Origin of the sequence: Acinetobacter sp. CFCC 10889 (assembly GCF_003268395.1) — a bacterium.
Taxonomy (GTDB): domain Bacteria; phylum Pseudomonadota; class Gammaproteobacteria; order Pseudomonadales; family Moraxellaceae; genus Acinetobacter.
This window is the reverse complement of sequence record NZ_LQXQ01000061.1, coordinates 1-19,393: the sequence shown is the minus strand read 5'-3', so window position 1 is coordinate 19,393 and position 19,393 is coordinate 1. Positions and strand designations below refer to the sequence as shown.

The following is a 19,393-nucleotide window of genomic DNA, read 5'->3' as shown; positions in this document are numbered from 1 at the left end:
TTATAAGTCATTAAAAAATTCCATATAAATATTTAATTTAATAAATATATTTACTAAGTTCCAAATTGTAAAGCACAAGTCAGTGCTGTTTGTGCTGCTAAAACGTCTTGCTCTGCTGCCTTTGCTTCAGCATCTAATTCATCCAAACGTTCACGTAAAGTCATTGTAATTTCTTCCACCTCACCATCAGGTTTGGTACGAGAAACAGTGATTTGCTGATCAGGATTATTAGTAATAATTTCTAAAGCTGCTTTTTCTTCAGGTGATTCACCAAATAAACTGCCTTGGCGTGGATCTCCCATTGCTTCCACTTCATTAATTTTAGATTGAATGTTGTCACCAATGGCTTTGGCACTTCGCTTATTGCTGTCAAAAACATTGAGGAAGTCACGTGCACCTGCAGATAAACCGTCATCAATAAGCTGCCCCTGATCAAGATAGTCACGGATATTTGAACCACTAGCTTTAATGTCGCTGTATTTTTGCGTGGCTTGCGCTAGATCGGATGCAATTGTATTTTGATGTCTACCGCCTTGCTTCACTAAATCGGCAAGCTGTGCGAGTTGTGGCGCAGCACGAAGCAAAGAATTTAAAATATTTTTCCCATCTTCATTAAGATTTTCAGCAAGTCGTGTCACAAGGTTAGAATCGCCATAGGTGCGTTGTACCAGGGCAGATTCAATACGCTGTTTCCCTCCTTGTGATAAACGTCCATCTGGTGTGATTGCTGTTGCACGTTCAGATTGTGGAAGCTGATCAACAAAGCCCCGGACAAAGTCCATAGAACCCTCGAGATTGATCGAACCATCATTATTGATTTTTAAAAGTGATAAATCAGGTAAACGATCAGCATCCGTTTTTGCCCGTTCTGTTGCACTGAATTGTGCTACATCGCTTTGATTTGCAAGCTTTGCGAAGTCTGCACGATTTGTATCAGTCAAGCGTGTACGCACTAAAACTGGGTTTTCAATACCTGAAATATCAAGTCCTCGAGCTGCTGCAAAATCACTTACAAATTGTCGATATGCTTCGGCTTTACCTGTTACGTAAGCACGATTAATCGCCAATGTTCGACCATTGCCCGATTCAACTACATTATCAAAACCAATAATTGGTGCACCATCTGACAACTTGTAGGATTCACCTAACCATTCAGGTTTTAAGTCATTCGCCATGTTCTCAATCTGTTGGCGTGATGCTTCACGTGTCCGATCACGTGGCTGTAGTTCGGCTGGATAACGTGGATTTACACCATAAGCCGTATCATTTGATGCGATTAGTTCGCCCAAGGGTTTCACATCGTAGGATACATCGTAACTGGTATTGTCCATTGCATGTACAGTCTGAATATTTGAACCATCACCGCCGTATTTTTTAGCAATGTCATTCCACATTTTTTGATATTTAGCTTTAACTTGTCCAACGGTCATACCATTAAAGCCGTGTGACTTGGTGATACTTGCCCCTTGTTCTGCTGCAGTAATCATTCGACCTGTTTTTTTATTCTTATATGTTTTACTCCAACGTGTGGCCACATTAACAAACAACTCATCATCATCAGCTTTTAAGAATACAGGACCACCACCTTCACCAAAGAAATGCATGAAGTACACTTCCAAGCCTGACGGATCACGATTAAATTTATTTTTAAATATTTTGGCATTGTGTTGGTAATAGTTTAAGCCGGCACGAATCTGATCATTACCGTTCCATCGATCACCACCGCCCATTGAATCAAATGTGCTATCAAGCGTTTGAAATAATCCTTTAGCGCTAGAAAGTACCTTCCCATTCCGAATAGGCTGAATTTTGGGATCAAACTTGCCTATCGTTTCAATGTGAGAAATAACCACAGCATTGATGGGGTCAATACCACGCTTTTCTGCTTCAGTTGCGATTGTTTTTGCCCAAGGCTTGTTAGTATAGCTTGCAACTCTTGAAGCAGTTAAAACGGTTGTTTTGGGTGCGCCTTGCACGTTATGAGGTACATTGACAGGTTGGCCACTTTCAATTTGCGATCGTGCAGTATCTAAATTGACTAAATTATTATTGTATTGGATTGGATCTGTCGTGCGTACTGGTGTTGAGATATTATCTAAATCAAGCTCGTTAGCAACTAAGGTATGTTCTGCTAGATCTTGCCGTGCTAGTGCGGTGTCTGCATCTAATGACTGTATTTCAGCATCTACACTTTCATTTAAATTACGTTGCTGAATATGTTTTAAACCACGTGCACCACCAAAAAATATAGTATTTAGAATAAAGTTTGTTCCTACACTCTGTTTGGTAATTTCATAATATTTGGCTTGTTGGTCATACCCTGCTGATTCTAAAATATCACCACTAACCCATTGTCCGGCGGTCATGATCCCAGTCGCACCGCCGATGGATAACCCTGCATCAGCAAGCAAACCTTTTGTACCTTTAAAACCATAAGTGATGGGTAAAGCAGTCGCACCACCTGCAATGACACCATCGGTCAAAGCAACTTTTAATGCAGTACCCTCATCAACTCCTTTGGTTGTAAGGTTGTCATATACGAAATTTGTTTCAGATAAACCTGTTGTACTAGCTGCACCAATAACACCTAATGGTGAACCTAGAACAGTACGAGTTACATAGTCACCAAGTGAAAAACCAATATTCCCAATAGTTCCTGTGTTTTCTGCATCTTGAAGCTGCTCAATCTCAGATACCAATGCTTGTTTTCTGACTTTGTTTTTAGCTTCATGTACTTCACTAAATGACGGATCTGCGACATTGATACCACCATCAATGCCGTTTTTTTCAATATCCTCATAAGCATATTGCACATGGTCTTTAATGCGCTCAAAAGGTTTTGCAACTGTATCAATAACCTTAATTGTCCCTGCAACCATGCCTTTAGGAACTGCCAATGCAGCCCCATCCCATAAACCAGGTGTTTTTTGTTGCGTAGGTTTATGAGCGATACCAGTAGCATTTAATGTATCTACTTGTTGTTGTTCTTCGCCTGAAAACTCAGATAGCCAATTACTCATTTGGTTTTACCTTTCATGTTAATTCGCCAAACAACACCATTCACAATCAATGGATTGCCACGTGCATTGACTAAATCATATTGAATTTCACCTTTTGCTGAGCGCTGATCTGAGCGTCTTAAACGTAACGATTCAAGATCATTCACATTAATATTGGTTTTAGATGAAATGTATTTAAGACCAGATGTGACATTGGCTTCAAAAGCATCATTTGTCATACCGTAGGGTTTGGAGACCTTCCATTTTTCATTGCCAAATTTAAGATCCTGTTCATACACACCACCTGTCGCCAAACTTAGTGCAGTACTTAAAGCGGTTTTACTTATGTCATCTTTGTCTTTGTGTTGGTAATTATCGCGTTCAACCAAATGTGCATAGATGGATTTAAAGCCAGCAAAGGTCATATTTGCAGTTTGGCCACTCGCAGAATTCCCCACATACTTATTAAATTCTTGTTTTAATAATTCATCTTTAGGCATGATCATTTGCTTATTTTTAAGTGCTTGCGTGCCACTAATAATGGCTGTTGCTACATCCTCTCCTTCTGTAGACTTATAACCATTTAAACGAGCGATTCCAGCCAAAATATAAGACTGATCACCCCCACCCAATTGCCCTAATGTTGCACCCCAAATTTTATGGCCATTCGGCAACCCTTTAGACTGACCAATCAAACTGCCAATAAAATTAAGCTTTCCATTCACACCAAGACTCTCAAAAGCTTGCTTAGCTTCTGGCAGATCCTCACTAGAAATAGGTTGGAGTTTAATATTGGCATCTTTTAAAGCAATTTGATTCACGCCGTTTTCAACTGCTTTTTTAGCAAATGATCCCGAATCTGTTTTTAATTCTGCTGCAGTCAAATCGTGTGGTTGTAAACCTGCTTCACGTACTGCTTGGTTTGGATTATCTTTGATTGTGCCAAGTTTATCGCGATAGATTTCTTCATAAACAGCCAGTACTTTTTCTTCAGTTTGAGCATCAGTAGAAGAACTATTTTTCATTTTGGCTTTTTGCTGATTGATCATTGCCAACTGATCACTTGTTTTTAAACGACTGAACTTTTGAAAATTTTCAGACTGTGCTTTATAAAATTGATACTCACCTTCATATTCAGTACCTGCAACAGATGCACCTACATTTGATGCATATTCAGAATCTATTGCACGACCAGTTAAAACATTGGCTTTAAAGTCGCTAAAAACCTTACCTGCCATTGTGACACGCTTGTTTTCTTCAACTTGTTTTTGTTGATTCAGTGCATCGATACGGCTTAAAACTTGTTTTTGTTTATCCTGGATTGTTGGTCCATCAACATAGGCATACTGTCCACCACGTAAATCAGTCAGTAAACCGTTCAGTTCTTCAACACTTCCATTTTCCAAAGCTGTATTAATACGCCCATCGATCGACATTAAATTACGTGTTGTGTTGTATTTTTGACGATAAGCAGCTTTATCGGCTTCAGGTAAATTCGAGTTTGTTAAATAAGTTTCAAGATATTCACGTCCTTTTTGCTCATCATAACGCGTCGCAATATCAAAAGAACGATCAACCAACTGCGATGACTTTTGCAGATCTGCACGAAGCTGCAGTGGTAAAAAATCATTTTCTTGACGCTGAATATTATCGTTCCAATATGCATCTAGCTCATGCTTAGAATGCATTGGAAGTGTGGGTGCAAACTCATCGTATTTCGTTTTTGACCAAGTTTGCAGTTGTGTTTTACCTTCTTCAGCGCTGATTACACCTTTGGAAACTTGGTCTTTGATCGATACAACCTGATCACTCATTTCTGTTGTAAGTACATTATCAAGTTTTATCTTGGCTTCATCAGTCGCTAACTTATCGTGATATAGCGCAATTTGCTTCTGTTGCGCTTCTTTTTCACGTTGCTGTTGATCAAGCTGCTGTGCAACTTGCGATACATTTTGCAGTGAATTAGCGATCATCTGACCGCTTTGGGATTGTGGTAATTGAGTCCGTTCAGCTTGTGGCATAGACTGACCGAAATTACCCATCGGGATTCTAGCCATTATTTCCACCCACCTTGTGCTTTAGCTTGACCACTTGCACCAGCCGAGACTGTATTTAAAACACCTGTGGCTGCTGCAGTATTCGCATCACTACGGTAAACACTTGCTGCTGCTTTTAATTTTTGAGATGAATTAAACCCAGTTAAACGTGCCATTTCTTCGTCATACAATCCGTCACGCTCAATTTGATCATTAATCACAACCGAAGTGCCTTCGTTCACATCAAGCCCATTTTCTGCGGCTGCTGCACGTGCTGCTGATTGCACCTTCTCTTTTTGTTTGCGAATACGCTCAGCTTCGACACGCCCTTGTTTTACTTGCGCCTCTGCATCTGCTTCCGCTTGTTCTGCTGCTGTTTTATTTGATGAGTATGCAGAATATCCACTGATTGCAGCACCTGCTACGGCTGCAACTGCTGCTACGGCTGCCCATGACATTATTCAATCTCCTTACATTTATGAGGTAGAGATGCAAGGAATTGATCGATTTCATGATCAGGAACAATCACTTGTTTTTCGATTTCTTCCAAGTCAGTGCTATTGGTTGGGTGTACAGTGATCCATGAGCTATCCTCGTGAAAATAACCAATACGTTTTGTACCGGGCATGGATTTTAAAACTACTGGTGCTTTCATTAACTCAATGCCGTTTTCTGTGGCAACGGTTAATGATCCCGTCAATAAAATATTCATGTGTTCAGTACGGTGCATCTTGCTAACAACCAAAGTACCAGCCTTTGCATTCATCTGACGCATATAAATACCTGGTGCAAAATGATGGTCAAGTGGCACATCGATCAACTCTGCATTGTCTTCAATTTGTTGTTGAACATCACGAACCACATTGATGTAAGCCTTGTTTTGAATGTCGCCTAAGATGTGCGCCAAAAGCTCTGTGTTATCAGGTGAAATTATTTCTGACATGTTTATAGCTCCATATCCAAAACTGTGCCGTATTGCTTAAATCCGAAGTGTTCATACAAGCGAATACAGCCTTTTGACTCTACATCTGTTGTGGTACCACACTGGATTCGATTCGCACCCATACCTGCTGCCCAACAAATAAAAGTTTGAATCAGTAGATATGCAGCACGTGTTTTGCGAAATTCAGGAAGTACATACATCACATGATCAATGGCAATTTTTTGATTGTTAAACCAGTCTTTACCAATGCTACCTGCAAAGCCTGCTATCACTTTTTGGCGACTCTCAATGACAAAAATAACGCCTTGGCCATTAATCAAACTTTCAAAATGTTGCTGTGCTTCTTGTGCAATAAATTCACGATTTTTATAGTTTGGTGACTCTTGGACAAAGGATGCTCCAAACTTTAATAAAACTGGTATGTCATTCAGTGTTGCTACACGTATTTTCATGACTAACGCTCATTGATTGAAATATCGATAGCTATAGCTTGCAGATGAAATGGCAACGGTTTGTCGTGTGTTATCGTGAGTTTTACGTCATAGAGATCTGACCAGTCTCCACCCTCATACAAGTGCCGACCAGTAAAAGGCTTTTGTGAATTAATGGGTGATTCAGGAAAGGTATAAAGCTCTAAAATTTCACCGTTTAATTTAGGTGCTTGTGTCTTATAAAAGAAAAGCCAAACACACTGGATTTTTGCTTTATTCGATAAGGATGATTGTGGTACCTGTGTCAATTCAGGTGGAAATAAATCAACTTCAGAAGTAAATCCCTGTCCAACATAGTAAGTTTTTTGAGTTTTATCAGTGATGTTATTTAGCGTGTATTGATCCCCGTTTTTCTTGTAATCAATGTAGAACTGAAAAGTATTTGAAGATTGATAAACAGCTAAATTTTCAAGAAAGTTATATTGCAGATTATCAAAAGTATCACCCGTCATTGTTATTGTGCGTTGACAGTCCGTGTATGCATTAAAAGACAGTTCTTCTAACACTACCTTACCCTTCCGATTGATCAACATATAACAATAATCTGAACCCAATTCGGTTGGGATTGAACACATGGATAGTGCTGTACCACCAAAATCATGTTGTGCCCAAGCAATTACTTCTTGCTCTCGATTGAATGTAATACTGGCAACTTTGCCGTCACCCAAAACCAACCATACAAGCGATTCAGGTTCTTGCTGATACGTTGCTTCACTTATTCCTTTATGCATTTCACCAATATGCCCAGCGACCGCACTCACCTCAGGCGATACCAGTCCGTCAACCTCATATCGATACGACAATGCACGTAAGCGCTCACCGCCACGCTGTACAAATAAAATCTCATTACCCACTCGACAAGGACGTGTTAAGGGGTATGCTCCATAGGCCGTGTTTTCATCAATTTGCACAGTTGTTGGGGAAAGTACTCCCTCAGATCCAATAAGAAATTCAGCACCACTGGTTAGTGCCACCAATCCTTTTTGTGGTACCAAGAATGTGATTGAGTCAGACTGATCGGAAGATGAAACAACACTAAAAGCGTCAGCATCGTCAGTTGTTTCTAAAAAGTTGGTTGTGTTACCAATACGGCTAAACCAAATTTTATTCGGAAACTTTCGAGTATTTGCGAAAACTAGACGCTGTTTAAAGTAAGTACAGCACTTTGGGTAACCTAAAGTTGCGTTAAATGCTGCAGTCTTTAGCACCCAAGATTTAGCAATCGCTTGAACGACTGCAGTTAATTCAACAACAACCTCTCCCATCACCTTTCCAGGATCTACGATTTGAGTGATACGGACATGACCGCCGTTGATTTCAACAATTGCGCCTAGATGTGCACTAGTGAATACATTTGCTTCTGATCCCGTCACCTCATCCCAATCTGCATTGTTCACGGTGGGTGCTGAATTAGTGTTATCAGTGACCGCACGCCATGTTTTGTTTGCATAAATCACACGGTCATTCTGAAAATAAGTGACTGTGTTTGACCACGTTGGATATTCAGCTGCAATCAATGAGATGGTCATTCCCAATTCCTTATCGCTTGGTGTTAAAGCGACGTTTGGTGTTGTAGTCACCTCATCAATTGGGGGAATATCAAATGACATCGCCCGAAATTCCCAATTGCTAAAGTCCTCCGAGCATTCAAGCAAATGGACTGGATACGATTGATGTGTAAAGTACATGACATAACGTGTATGCACATAATGCAGCTCTAACGTTGCAGCAGCTAAATAAGGGGTGATAAGTGTTTTGATCACTGTATTTGTTCTTGGGTCATACACCAATAACATTTTTTCTTTCAAAATAATTAAGTAAGCATCTTTTGATGTGCTAACAAAGGGTAAAAGCCGTTTAGCACCATCCATAATTGAGCGAAAATATGTGCCTGGTCTTTTCTTTACCCCACCTTCAATCAATGGAATAACATTCAAAAGCTTGCGTGCGCCGTTCGAGTACTGTGCTACATCGGTTCGAGTACTTAAAATTGGTGACAACTCACCAGAGCTAAAATTATTTTTAATTAGGCTGTATTTAGGCATTAGTAGCGCACTCCAATTAATGAAGTACTGTCGTAATCATCACTAAAGCTTTGACTTGGTCGTTCTTGACCATTGATTGCACGTGCTTGTTTTAATGTCACTTGAAGCTTTTGCCAAGCACTATCAGCTTCTGCATTACTACCCGTTGTTGCTTTTGCGAGTTTTGAAGCCATGTAATAAATCATGCTCTCAGTGAGCAATGAATCCCATGTTTGTTCATTATCATTATCAAAAACATAGACCAAATTAATGATATTTGTGTTCGCCAAGATGTGTCTATTTTCAATTTCAAACTCTTTTGTACCAGCATCAATCAAACGCATAAAATCTTTAGGTAGGACAAATGCATTTGAATAACCAAAGCTTGGATAAGTTGAAATTGGTGCGAGTTGAATACGTTTTTTAGCACATGACCAAGGATGCATACGCAGCAATGCTTTACGTGTTTGATCATAAATCGTGGCACATCGTCTGGCACTGTGACTTGCTTCATCAAATGAAATGATTGATTTAGAACCAATCATATTCAGCGCTTCATTACAGATAGATACTTTTGTAGACATAATAAAAAATCCCAATCATTTTAAGAATAATGACTGGGATTTAATGTGGTTCGGTTGGGTGTTAAAGCTTGTTCTGAGAAGCAAACAAACGATAGCCTTCTAATTCCCACAGCTTAGATTTCGCTTTTTTATATGCGTCGTCACGTGCCATATGGAAGCCGATTTCTTCATCAAAATTTGCTTTATTTACACACGCACTAAAACCAGTAGCTAAAAAGAAACTACCATCAAGAAATGCATGTACAAATGTTGAAGTTGTACCACCTGGCTGCATAACAGGAACAAATGTTACACGTTCCATTAATGCATTAATTTGATCGGCGGTTACACGCAGTGCTACTGCTTTTGCTGCTAATTCTTGTTCTGTAATACCTTTAATCATTTCACTTTCCTATCTTGAATAATAAAAAAGCCCTGCACCTCGCCCGAAGATGCAGAGCAAAAACTTAGACTACAAAGTCAATTGCAACGACTTTTTGCTCATTGGCACGACCAGCACCATAAGAAGTGATACCACCAATTTGCTTAACGTTTTTCTTATCACCACGAACAGTGATATCGAAGTCATTAATTGATACGCGACCAAAGTGAACACCACCTTTTGCATAGGCAAATGTACGCTTGGTTGTTACAGGTGTTGCACCATCCGCTAACTCTTCATATGGCAACCAAATGAAGCCACCCCACTTTTTAGCAACATCACCGTCCTGAATGGCTTGAATCGTATCCTTATCCCATTTAGTTAATGTCTCATCTACAAGGATCTGCTCAAGCATATTGCTGTCATACAACATGTAAAGCTCATGATCTTTATCAACATGATTTTTTCGGAATAATGCACGTGCACGTGCTAGCTTTGCTTTATTAAATGGTAATGCGCTTGCACTGATGATTTGTGTCGCAGGTAATGGAGTTGGTGTATATGTTTCACCATCTACAATTTTTCGATTAATTGATGCGCCTAAAGCAGCATAAATTGTACGATCACGTTGTCTGTGTTCCGCTTGCAAGCAAAGTCGCATATAACTATCGTCAGGGCGTGCTGATAACTTTGGGGCATCTTTGGGTTCAATTGGTACAAATAAATCATAGTCTTCCATTAGAGCTAGACGTGTACCAGATTCAGGAATAGACCAATCAGTATCTTGGAAACGACCTGTTGATTTTTTCATTTCAACAGTACCCATATCATTAATTGTAAAAGATGCACCTTGAATTACACCGCGATCCTTTACCGTCCCTTGTAAAACACTCTCTGTTTGAGCACAAAGAATATCAAACGTATCATGAAACTGACGCTTAAAAGCTGATGTAAGCATCCCTTTATTTGTTGCGAAATCTTGAGACATAATTTTTTACCTCTTTAATCTTTATATGATTTTGCGTAATAAGCTTCGATTTGTGCTGCAACCCGTTTATGATCAGGATGAGACGAATCTAAATAAGCTTCCGATGACATCAATTCTGATAGGTTGGTAGCTGTGTTTGCTTGTGTGTTTTGAGGGGGTAAATCTTCCCCAAGTTGTTGACCGAAATACGCCATTGCTTTAAGTACGGCTGGATTATTTCCAAAGGCTGCGCTATTCACTTCTTCTGCAGTCAAAATACCGTTTTGAATTGCATTGTTTGCAGCAGCCTGGGCAAAACCGAAATTAGCTTGTGTCTCATTACCCCAAACGTCCGTCATTGCCTGGACACATGCTTCATTGTCTAAATGTGCATTGGCTTCCATTAAGCCTGGAATAATGTCGTTATATTCTTTCAGCAAGAAATTCAGGCTTTCATTACTTAAACCTGCTTCACGTGCGCGTTCTAAGAATGCCTGATTTTCTTCAATTGCTTTAAATTCTTCAAAGTCAAAGCCTTCAACTTCAACGTTATAACCATCAATCGATTCAGGTACGGTTGATGTTGTATTTGTTTCTGTTTGGCTTTGATCATTGTTGCCCTGATCTTGATCTGATTGCCCACCTAACAAACTTGTTTGAGTAGTTTCATCTGTTGAAGTGTTTTGTGTATCTGTGTTTTGATTTTCATCAGTCATCTGATTGTTCCTTAAAGTTTGGATCATTAGCTTGATTAATTTTTGCCAAAATATGGTTTACCACTGACGATTGCCCAGCTCTATAACAGGACTCTCGTTCTGCATCTTGACCACCACGTACATAAGTCGATCGACAAAATACGTTGGTTAGATCTTCTAAAATTCGTTGTCCATTGATGTCGAAATCAAAGACATTGCGGTATGTTTCTGCTGTAGGCTTTCGATAAAACTTGCGTTTAACTTGATGTCCTGTTTCCACTTCTGAAACAGAAGTAGTGTCATTTGATGTACCTACATTCTGTGCATCTTCTTTGATTCGATGATTCACCAAACGTTCTTCTTCTAACGCTCGATGAGCCTCTAACCAACCAATGCCACAGATCACAGTTGCTATTGCGAAGATAAGTACCAGGACAATTAAGAAATAAATCATTGCATCACCTCAGTACCCATTTGCTGTGCCATTTGCCCTTCAATACCCTTTGCCATTGCTTGACCTGCCATTTGCTGCATGGCTTGTTGCTGTTGCATTTCAGCTTGTTTTTCTTGGGCTTCTTGACGTGCTTTACGTAGATCCTGAATTTCCTCAGTACTTCGCAAAATAGCGGCTGGCACACCACGACCTGTTGCCATGATCTGAGCTGCTGCATCAAAATTAATGTTGTCTAAAATGGTGTTATCGATCTGCGCTGCATTGGCAATACTTGCAATGTATTGTTCAGTTGCTACGACTTCTTCCATTTGCTGACTACGCGCCATTGGTGACATGAACTTAAACGAAAGGTTTCGCCCTTGAAGCTCTTGTGGTGGATTGCCTAGAATTCCAGAACGCAATGCCAAGCCAAAGCAGCGGTCTAAAAGTGGAAGTAGGTACTCAGATTGGAAACGTCCGTATAAAGGACCTAGCATCTGACGAATAATTGCAACACGTGTATTAATCTCGGTCGCTGTCATTTGTTGTGTGCCAATCGGTGGCAATTGGTCTGCCATTAACTTTTTACGAATACCGCCTTGTAAGCGGTCTAAAATCAACTCAGACACTTGGAAATTAGATCCATCGTCCAAGCGTTTCATTGAATCAACACTATTGGCCACAATGATTTTTTTAGGACCAATACGGACTGTATGCGGATTGAGTACGCCGTCATCTTCTGCGATCCACATACCTGCTACTGCTAAATCTGCCGATTCCAATGTTTTACGCATCAAATGATTTGCAGACCTGGCATCAGGTAAAGCCACTGTCATTTGTCCTTTGCCATAGACTGAATTAGGGATTCGGCGCATACGTGGACAAGCACAAGGGAATTCATGAAAGCCTGATTCTTTCATCATGTGCTTATTGTCTAGATCGATGTGATATGAAGCGAAAGGCATGTCTTTATTAAGCTGTCCTGCACCCTTGACCTTGCGCGGCTTAATCACATGCAGAACTCTAAAACGTTCTTCAGGATTACGTTTAGCAGCTTCTAAGATTGAGTGATGACAATTCTTTTCGCCGTACTCATTGATCATGGCTTCACACGTCATCATGTGTTCACGATAAATTATATTTACCATTCCATCCGCACGACTTGAACCTAAGAAACAATCACCAATGGCCCAAGATTCAAAGACGTAACCTCCGCCAGCTTCACGATCAATATCAACAAAAAGAACACCCCAACCAGCCACAGTTACATCAGTTACGGTTTCAGGTGCTTCACTGTCAAAATTTGCAGCGTGAATATTGCGCCACATGAACTGACAAACCTCTTCAAGCCAACGTTCACCCTCTGTCACTTCTGTAATGTCATCCACACCATCAGGCACAGCTTTAAACCAAAGTGCATTTGACGGAGTGACACCAGACATAATTGAAGCAACAAGCAACTGGACAGACTCAGCAGCAGTTGAATCGAATAGATCAGCGCGTTCAGTTTCACGTGTTGATCCAATATCACCACCATCAAAATTTTGTTGACGCTCAGGTGCACCAAACTTATAGCATTCACGCCAATGAGCTTCGTGCATTGATCGTTGCAGTTTCATTTGTCCGTGCCGTTGGCACATCTGAACAGTCAAATTCATTTAGCCACCGCCTAAGGTTGTCTTTTGTTTTTGTGCTGCAGTGTCCGTGCTTGATAACATGGATTGACTGCGTGATTGATTACGTTGAGCTGCCTTAGCATTTGCTTTGATTGCAGCTTCTTCCGCTGCTTTTTTTGCGTCAGCTTCAGGGTCTTGTTTAACTACTTTTCCGCCACACATAATCAAACGTCCTGTAATTCCATGCCATGTTTACCCTGTACCCATTTTTGCTTTTTAGGTACAAGTGCTTCGATACCACCAGCTGCAATCAATGAGTCAACTTTCTTTTCGATACGAGCTTGATTAGTAAGGATCTGTTTAAGAAGGTAACTTGATGCGGTTACTTCGGTTTCTGTAGTGGTGGTTTCTGGTTTGGCTTGCTCTGCTTCTGTTTCGGAAGTAGTAGCATTTAATGTAGCTGCATTAGATGTAGGTACATTTGATGTATCTGCTTCGGTTTCTGTAGTGGTGGTTTCGCCTGGTGTTTTAAGAGTACGTGCCATAAAAAAAGCCCCATCGTTGTGATAGGGCTAGTTTGCTGAGGGAGTAGTTAGCTTTGGTTGGGTGATTACATTGGTACCTTTTTTTTAAAAATCATAATGTAGTGGTTATTATAGTTTTGCTCCCTTACAACACTTAAATAAATTAAATGAACTACGTGTATTTCCTTCTGGATGTGATTATTAGGAATCACATCATTTTCGGACTCTAGTTCAACAGAAATATTTAAAAGTTGCTGTATATTGACTAGATACTGATCACTTTCATTCTGTATTCTTTTAATATTCCCATTTACATTTTCTCTAACGTTAGATTCAATTTTGTGTTTTCCGATATATTCTTCCAAGAACGCAATACTAGCTTTGTTTTCAACGATTGCTTCTTGAAGTAGTTCAATTGTATTAACACAAAGTTTAATATACTCAATTTTCAACTCACCATTTCTTATATCCAAGAGCAATTTTCTATTTTCAATAAGTTCAGAAATTTGATTATTGGATACTTCAAATTGCTTACCTGCAATTTCAACTTGATTAGCAAAATGTTGGGTTTGCTCAATTGATTCAACTGCTTGATCTTTAGCCAATTTAATCTGATATAAAACTTTTCGATAAACAACGACTGCCAAAATAAACGCTACAATAGCGATTACAATCTGAATTTGCCCAGCATTTTTGCCTAACCAATCCCATATGATACCAAGACACATATATTCTCCCTATTAAATATATTAAATGTGTCTAAACTTACCATAAAACCCTTTATTTTTAGCACCAACATACTGACACCATCCCCACCCATCACGCCACCAGTACCATTCATTGGTACTGGTTTGCATCCAATATGTGCCGTCATTTTCGATGTGAGTAGCGCCGTGAGGTTTCATTTCCTAATTTCCTCGTCTAACTGCTCAATCACATCGTCTAATATGTCTAATAGATCCAACTGTCCCACCTTGTATTTATATGTTTGCCATTCGCCCTCACGTGGGTATCGCTCAATGCCTGTTTGCTCTTGCCATAGCATGATGAGCTGCTCACCATTTTCGTAAAATGGTTTTGTCCCTGTAGACCAAGCCGACACAGTTGAAGCGCTTGAAACGTCTAGTACATGCGCTATCTTTTCGTGTGACCAACCTAGGTTGCGAAGATCCAAAATAATGCGGTTGAAGTCAGGACACCTGTAGGCACGTTTTTTAACAATGAAAGCCTTGGCTTGTTTACGCGCAGCAACGAAACGCGCGCGCGCGCGAGGAGAGTTCGCATATTCATACACAGACGCTTGTGTTGTACCTTTCTCCCCTCCTAAAATTTCAAAAAAACTATTACCTCGGGTTGTAACTACAGCCATCCCTACCCCCTATAATTCCCAAACTTTTAAGCGAATAAGACCGCCTTTTACGACCGCACCACGTTTAACAATCAGCTCATCAAACTGTTCATCATCATCACAAAATCCACACTTCACTAAGCTGTCGATCGTTGCTTTTAGGTGATTATCAATGTCTCTTTTTTGCTTAGTTGGAAAGTGAAAAACTACTTCCAATTTCAAACGTGATGACAGCCTCAAAGCTGGTACAAGAGCCATCATCACAGCGTGAAATTGCCTTGCTCTATCCGTTAATTTCATTCCTTTGCCGTTTCTCTCCCAATAGTGATTTACGCTTGGCGGTGTTGCTGCTACTTCACAAAATAAAACTTGTTTTTCGTCATATTCCGTATTTGGCTCTAATTTCGCTTGTACGATGTTTTTTCTAGCTTGCTGCACCTTTGCATCATTTTCAGTTTTTAATCGCAATTTCGAGCGTTCTGCCTTGTTCCTGTGCGCTTTTAAATGTGCTTCTAGCTGTTGTTCACTCCAACGCATTTAAAACTCCTCTTTTTGCATCGTTGCTAAAAACCACACCAACAAAAATAAAAAACACCCGATTCTGATTAAATTTGTATCGCTCATATCGGTTTACCTGCACGTTTGTAAATCAGCTCTGCTGCTGCGGCTAAATTCGCTGGCATTGGTGATGCTGTTCTAGTGCGTTCAACCTGTTTCTGCTCAAATTCCTTTTGTTTTTCATCGTTATTTGTACGAGTTGGTTTAATCCACATGAGCTGCGTACGGTTCTGCTTTTTCGCTTCACGTAAATTAAATTCATACGTTTCGATGAATGGCTTGTATGCTGCCTTCTGCCCTTGTGTATTCAGGATTTCAGACACTTCGAGAATGGTTTTTCTTGTCAAAGTTGTGATCGTTTTTGAATTGTCCTTTTTCCAATTCAGTGCCATGGCCCAAGCCATTTCCGCTGTCCACCAAGAATCATCCTGCAAACACAAACGTCTGAACTCAGAAAGCGTTGGACACCATTTTTCACTACGCATGTTTTTGATGCCGTTTTTAATTTGTCCCGGAGTGAGTCCGTCCAAAACCACACGAAACGTTTCAATCAAAATTTCTTCATCCGTTGCACCGTGTACACGTTCAAAATCTGCCCCGAATATCGATTCGATAATTCCTAAAATTTCTTGAGCAACTTCAATCGGGAAAGTGACGGTTTGTTCAAGTGCTTGCTGGTACTGCTGAACTTCAAACATCGTAGATCTCCCCTTGCTGCGGTTGCTGTGGTTTTAAATATTTTCCAAATCGGCTGACACGTTTCGGTTTTTCAGCCTTAGGCGTTTGAGTTTGAGATTTTTGTTGTTTACGTGCTTCGGCTGCTGCAATTTCGCTTTGAGTTGGAATTTTTTGCATCCAACCAAGCCAGATGTTCATCCACTTTTGCGGCATGTGGTTTGCTGCTGACAGCGACCACTGGGCAAGTTTTCGTAACTCAGTGACGATTTGTTCGTGACTGTGGTCAGGAAAACTCATTTTTGCTTGATCGTAAAAATCGACCTGTGCTGGATATTTTTGGAATAGGTTTTTCAGTGAAATCGCTTCACGATCCGAAGTGTGATATTCGATGAAATTGAGCTGACGATTTTGAGCCTGAAATTTCGCCTGCGCTTCCTCTTCATCTTTTTTAATATTTTCTTTTAAATCTATTTCTTTTACAGACCCACATATTTTGTAGGTGGTAGTGCCTACATTGTTTGTAGGTGGTTCACCAACATATTTTGTAGGTGGTTTATTAAAAGCACCCACATTATTTGTATGTGGTTTAGTGTTTAACTTTTCTGTTTTCTTACCTAAAGCACCTACATTATTTGCAGGTAGTCTGTTTTCAAAAGTTAAGAAATATGTATTGCTTTTGCCATTCTCTTTTAGGATTTTCACAAGCTGAAATTGCACAAGTTTACTCATGTGCTTTTGAATGGTTCGACCATCTTTAATGCCTAATTTCTCTTTTAAGAGCGTTTCAGACATGCTTTTATTTTGAAGATGGAAGCCATTAATGTGTCGATTTAAAAAAACCAAACACTTAATAGCATCACCATCAAGTACAACTAAATATCCCTCATCACAGATGAAGTTAGGCAACGGTGTATAACCATTGTTCTTATCTTCCTTGTCCACAACTACCTCTTTGACTTGCGGATCAGGCGCGCGAAATGGAATTACTTCTGCAATACTCATGCTGCCACCTTCTCATGCTGTGATTTAACTTTGTATGTGCCTTTAACATGACCAGGGCGATAACGAACGTTGTAACAACATTTACAAGCTGCTTCGTATCTAACGCCGTTTGGGTCTTTGAGGGACTTGTTCTTACGTGTCCACCAAAATTCCTCGCAATCAATGCAAAGCTTTTCAGTACCAAGTTCTGTTTCGATATACTTTGGCAATTTTTCTTTTGCCAATTCATTTGTGTGTGATACATTGGTCATCGGTAAATCCCTCATATCAATTCATTGGTATGGCAAATCAAGCTCAACTGGTCGCACAGTTGGGCTTTTTTTGTGCCTGTGTTTTTTGGTGGGGTGACATCACGTAATGGAGCTGTAAGCTCAAACGTATCTCTTGTATCTGTGGTAAGACATGTAAGTGATTGGAGAGAATGAAGATATTCCCGAACTTCTTGGATTTTCTTTTTCATGCACACACGACTTAATTTAGAAATGTCAGATTTCTCAGCTAGTGCGATAGCTTCAAATTCCTTTTTTTCCTCGTATGTACATTTAAATGTGATGCTGTCAGTGAGTTTTTCAGACATGAGATTTTCTGCCTTTAACTCAAAGCAACAGTTTTTAAAGCTGGACACAAATCAACAGCTTTAAATTTTCCATTTGTCGCTGCTTCTGCACGCATTGCCACAATTGGAGTCATATTCCATCGGTCAGTAACATAACCACATACTGTTGGTTGACTAACGCCTATAGCTTTTCCAGTAGCAACTTGACTGCCAAAGTGGTTGATTAATTCTTGATAAATGACTTTAGACATAGTGGATAGCTCAAAATATAGGTACATATCAAATAATATTAGTATTCCTATTTTTATTCAATAGGTAAACTAATTTGTTTACCTATAGGCTATCTAATAAAATGAAAAAAAATTATTGGTGTAATTATGGAACTCAAAGATCGATTAAAATTAGCTCGTAAGAATGCTAAAAGATCACAAAAAGATGTAGCTGAAAGCGTTGGTATTACTCAACCAACATTGAGCCAACTTGAAAGTGGTTTAATTACGTCATCTACATTTCTGCCAGCTATTGCTAGATACTTAAATGTGGATCTCTATTGGTTGGAAACTGGTAAAGGTGAAATGTTAAGTAAAAATGAAAAAACAGAAGAATCTGAATTTTCAAATGTAAAGATAAACGGCAGAAAACTTTATAAAATTCCTGTTCTTGATTTTGTTCAAGCTGGCCTGTTTCATGAAACTTGCTATGACGGAATCAATGCTAAAGGTGAAACTTATACAACTTACGAAACACTAAGACCCAAAGATGTATTTAGTGTTGAAGTTGATGGAATGAGTATGGCACCTGAGTTTATGCCAGGCGATGAATTAGTTATAGATGCAGCTTTAGCACCTAAACCGGGATCTTATGTCATTGCACAAAATGGTGGGAATGAGTCTACTTTTAAAAAATATAGAGTCACTGGTTATGATGAATTTGGGCGAGATGAATTCGAACTTGTTCCTTTAAATCCTGATTTTCCAAAACTTTCCTCTAAAGATCACAATATAAAAATAATAGGGGTTCTTGTTCAGCATTTACGAAGATATAAATATTAAGAGATTAGTATGCTTAAGAAAATATGGAATTATGGCACAGCCACACCCATCCAAAGATGTGGTGTTATTTTATTAACTGTTGGGATGGTATCCCTTTTAAGTTGGGTGATAAAAAAAGATTTATCTTTTGAGGATATTTTCGATCCATATTATATGCCTAAATATAGAGATTCGTTTATATTTCATGCATATAAATATCTAATACCTATCGGCTTATTAATGTCATGGGGATATAGTTTTCTTCTCCTTATTTACAATTGGATATTCAGCAAACAGACAAATTATATTGCAAAAGAAAAAACAGGAATAATATATTTTAAGAATACATATGAGGCTTTTAAGTTCGCATGCAAAATCTATCCATTAAATTTGGAAGTGGGTAAGGGAAATATAGGTTTAGTTTGCAATATTGTTTTAACTTTAGATGAAAGATTTCAATACACAATAAAAATTGCAAATAATTGTGAGCTTCTAATTGATTCTGCACTGAATGAAGTGGGAAGATGTGGGATAAGCCGAAATGAAG

General features: G+C 39.4%; 25 protein-coding genes. 2 read left to right on the top strand and 23 right to left on the bottom strand.

Going from position 1 to position 19,393, the window contains the following annotated elements; translation table 11 throughout:
* Positions 1–53 precede the first annotated feature (53 nt).
* The 23 genes from AVJ19_RS17530 to AVJ19_RS17425 all read right to left on the bottom strand — a co-directional run bounded on the left by AVJ19_RS17530 (position 54) and on the right by AVJ19_RS17425 (position 18,066).
* A complete protein-coding gene (locus tag AVJ19_RS17530; RefSeq protein WP_111860918.1) occupies positions 54–3,020 on the bottom strand; it encodes a lytic transglycosylase domain-containing protein in 2,967 nt (988 codons plus the stop codon).
* Positions 3,017–5,056 (bottom strand): methyl-coenzyme M reductase, encoded by a 2,040-nt coding sequence (locus AVJ19_RS17525; RefSeq protein WP_111860917.1) that lies wholly within the window; start codon positions 5,054–5,056, stop codon positions 3,017–3,019. Before AVJ19_RS17525 ends, AVJ19_RS17530 begins: the two co-directional genes overlap by 4 nt.
* On the bottom strand, positions 5,056–5,493 hold the full coding sequence (locus AVJ19_RS17520; RefSeq protein WP_065992769.1) for a hypothetical protein: 438 nt from the start codon (positions 5,491–5,493) through the stop codon (positions 5,056–5,058). The genes AVJ19_RS17525 and AVJ19_RS17520 overlap by 1 nt, the downstream gene beginning before the upstream one ends.
* A complete protein-coding gene (locus AVJ19_RS17515) occupies positions 5,493–5,978 on the bottom strand; it encodes a hypothetical protein (RefSeq protein ID WP_111860916.1) in 486 nt (161 codons plus the stop codon). Before AVJ19_RS17515 ends, AVJ19_RS17520 begins: the two co-directional genes overlap by 1 nt.
* 2 nt (positions 5,979–5,980) lie before the next feature.
* Entirely contained in the window at positions 5,981–6,430 is a 450-nt protein-coding gene (locus AVJ19_RS17510) for a GNAT family N-acetyltransferase (protein WP_111860915.1), read from the bottom strand.
* A 2-nt stretch (positions 6,431–6,432) separates the two neighbouring features.
* Positions 6,433–8,514 (bottom strand): carbohydrate-binding protein, encoded by a 2,082-nt coding sequence (locus AVJ19_RS17505; RefSeq protein WP_111860914.1) that lies wholly within the window; start codon positions 8,512–8,514, stop codon positions 6,433–6,435.
* A complete protein-coding gene (locus AVJ19_RS17500; RefSeq protein ID WP_111860920.1) occupies positions 8,514–9,080 on the bottom strand; it encodes a hypothetical protein in 567 nt (188 codons plus the stop codon). Before AVJ19_RS17500 ends, AVJ19_RS17505 begins: the two co-directional genes overlap by 1 nt.
* A gap of 58 nt (positions 9,081–9,138) precedes the next feature.
* A complete protein-coding gene (locus tag AVJ19_RS17495) occupies positions 9,139–9,459 on the bottom strand; it encodes a Gp49 family protein (RefSeq protein ID WP_111860913.1) in 321 nt (106 codons plus the stop codon).
* Between the two features lie 64 nt (positions 9,460–9,523).
* The gene (locus AVJ19_RS17490) at positions 9,524–10,426 is read right to left on the bottom strand and encodes a phage capsid protein (RefSeq protein ID WP_111860912.1); all 903 of its coding nucleotides are present in this window, start codon (positions 10,424–10,426) and stop codon (positions 9,524–9,526) included.
* Between the two features lie 14 nt (positions 10,427–10,440).
* A complete protein-coding gene (locus AVJ19_RS17485; RefSeq protein ID WP_111860911.1) occupies positions 10,441–11,121 on the bottom strand; it encodes a hypothetical protein in 681 nt (226 codons plus the stop codon).
* Positions 11,114–11,554: a hypothetical protein gene (locus tag AVJ19_RS17480; protein WP_111860910.1), complete on the bottom strand. Its 441-nt coding sequence runs from the start codon at positions 11,552–11,554 to the stop codon at positions 11,114–11,116. Before AVJ19_RS17480 ends, AVJ19_RS17485 begins: the two co-directional genes overlap by 8 nt.
* A complete protein-coding gene (locus AVJ19_RS17475; RefSeq protein ID WP_111860909.1) occupies positions 11,551–13,191 on the bottom strand; it encodes a portal protein in 1,641 nt (546 codons plus the stop codon). Before AVJ19_RS17475 ends, AVJ19_RS17480 begins: the two co-directional genes overlap by 4 nt.
* A complete protein-coding gene (locus AVJ19_RS17470) occupies positions 13,192–13,371 on the bottom strand; it encodes a hypothetical protein (RefSeq protein WP_111860908.1) in 180 nt (59 codons plus the stop codon).
* A 2-nt stretch (positions 13,372–13,373) separates the two neighbouring features.
* Positions 13,374–13,694, bottom strand: a complete 321-nt coding sequence (locus tag AVJ19_RS17465; protein WP_111860907.1) for a hypothetical protein — start codon at positions 13,692–13,694, stop codon at positions 13,374–13,376.
* A 65-nt stretch (positions 13,695–13,759) separates the two neighbouring features.
* Positions 13,760–14,401, bottom strand: a complete 642-nt coding sequence (locus AVJ19_RS17460; protein ID WP_111860906.1) for a hypothetical protein — start codon at positions 14,399–14,401, stop codon at positions 13,760–13,762.
* 21 nt (positions 14,402–14,422) lie between these two features.
* A complete protein-coding gene (locus AVJ19_RS22280) occupies positions 14,423–14,578 on the bottom strand; it encodes a hypothetical protein (protein ID WP_171334243.1) in 156 nt (51 codons plus the stop codon).
* Positions 14,575–15,042, bottom strand: a complete 468-nt coding sequence (locus AVJ19_RS17455; protein WP_228203394.1) for a hypothetical protein — start codon at positions 15,040–15,042, stop codon at positions 14,575–14,577. The genes AVJ19_RS22280 and AVJ19_RS17455 overlap by 4 nt, the downstream gene beginning before the upstream one ends.
* Before the next feature lie 9 nt (positions 15,043–15,051).
* A complete protein-coding gene (locus AVJ19_RS17450; protein ID WP_111860905.1) occupies positions 15,052–15,558 on the bottom strand; it encodes a RusA family crossover junction endodeoxyribonuclease in 507 nt (168 codons plus the stop codon).
* A gap of 83 nt (positions 15,559–15,641) precedes the next feature.
* Positions 15,642–16,277, bottom strand: coding sequence for a restriction endonuclease (locus AVJ19_RS17445; RefSeq protein ID WP_111860904.1), 636 nt, complete (start codon positions 16,275–16,277; stop codon positions 15,642–15,644).
* Entirely contained in the window at positions 16,270–17,259 is a 990-nt protein-coding gene (locus AVJ19_RS17440; protein WP_111860903.1) for a hypothetical protein, read from the bottom strand. The genes AVJ19_RS17445 and AVJ19_RS17440 overlap by 8 nt, the downstream gene beginning before the upstream one ends.
* Entirely contained in the window at positions 17,256–17,510 is a 255-nt protein-coding gene (locus AVJ19_RS17435) for a hypothetical protein (RefSeq protein WP_111860902.1), read from the bottom strand. The genes AVJ19_RS17440 and AVJ19_RS17435 overlap by 4 nt, the downstream gene beginning before the upstream one ends.
* 11 nt (positions 17,511–17,521) lie before the next feature.
* On the bottom strand, positions 17,522–17,836 hold the full coding sequence (locus AVJ19_RS17430; protein WP_111860901.1) for a hypothetical protein: 315 nt from the start codon (positions 17,834–17,836) through the stop codon (positions 17,522–17,524).
* A gap of 14 nt (positions 17,837–17,850) precedes the next feature.
* Positions 17,851–18,066: a hypothetical protein gene (locus AVJ19_RS17425; RefSeq protein ID WP_111860900.1), complete on the bottom strand. Its 216-nt coding sequence runs from the start codon at positions 18,064–18,066 to the stop codon at positions 17,851–17,853.
* Positions 18,067–18,192: 126 nt separating this feature from the next.
* Between AVJ19_RS17425 and AVJ19_RS17420 the strand changes: the two genes are divergently transcribed.
* Both AVJ19_RS17420 and AVJ19_RS17415 read left to right on the top strand, forming a co-directional pair.
* Positions 18,193–18,867: a LexA family protein gene (locus AVJ19_RS17420; protein ID WP_111860899.1), complete on the top strand. Its 675-nt coding sequence runs from the start codon at positions 18,193–18,195 to the stop codon at positions 18,865–18,867.
* Between the two features lie 9 nt (positions 18,868–18,876).
* Positions 18,877–19,393 (top strand): hypothetical protein (locus tag AVJ19_RS17415; protein ID WP_111860898.1); only part of this gene is annotated, 517 nt, incomplete at its 3' end.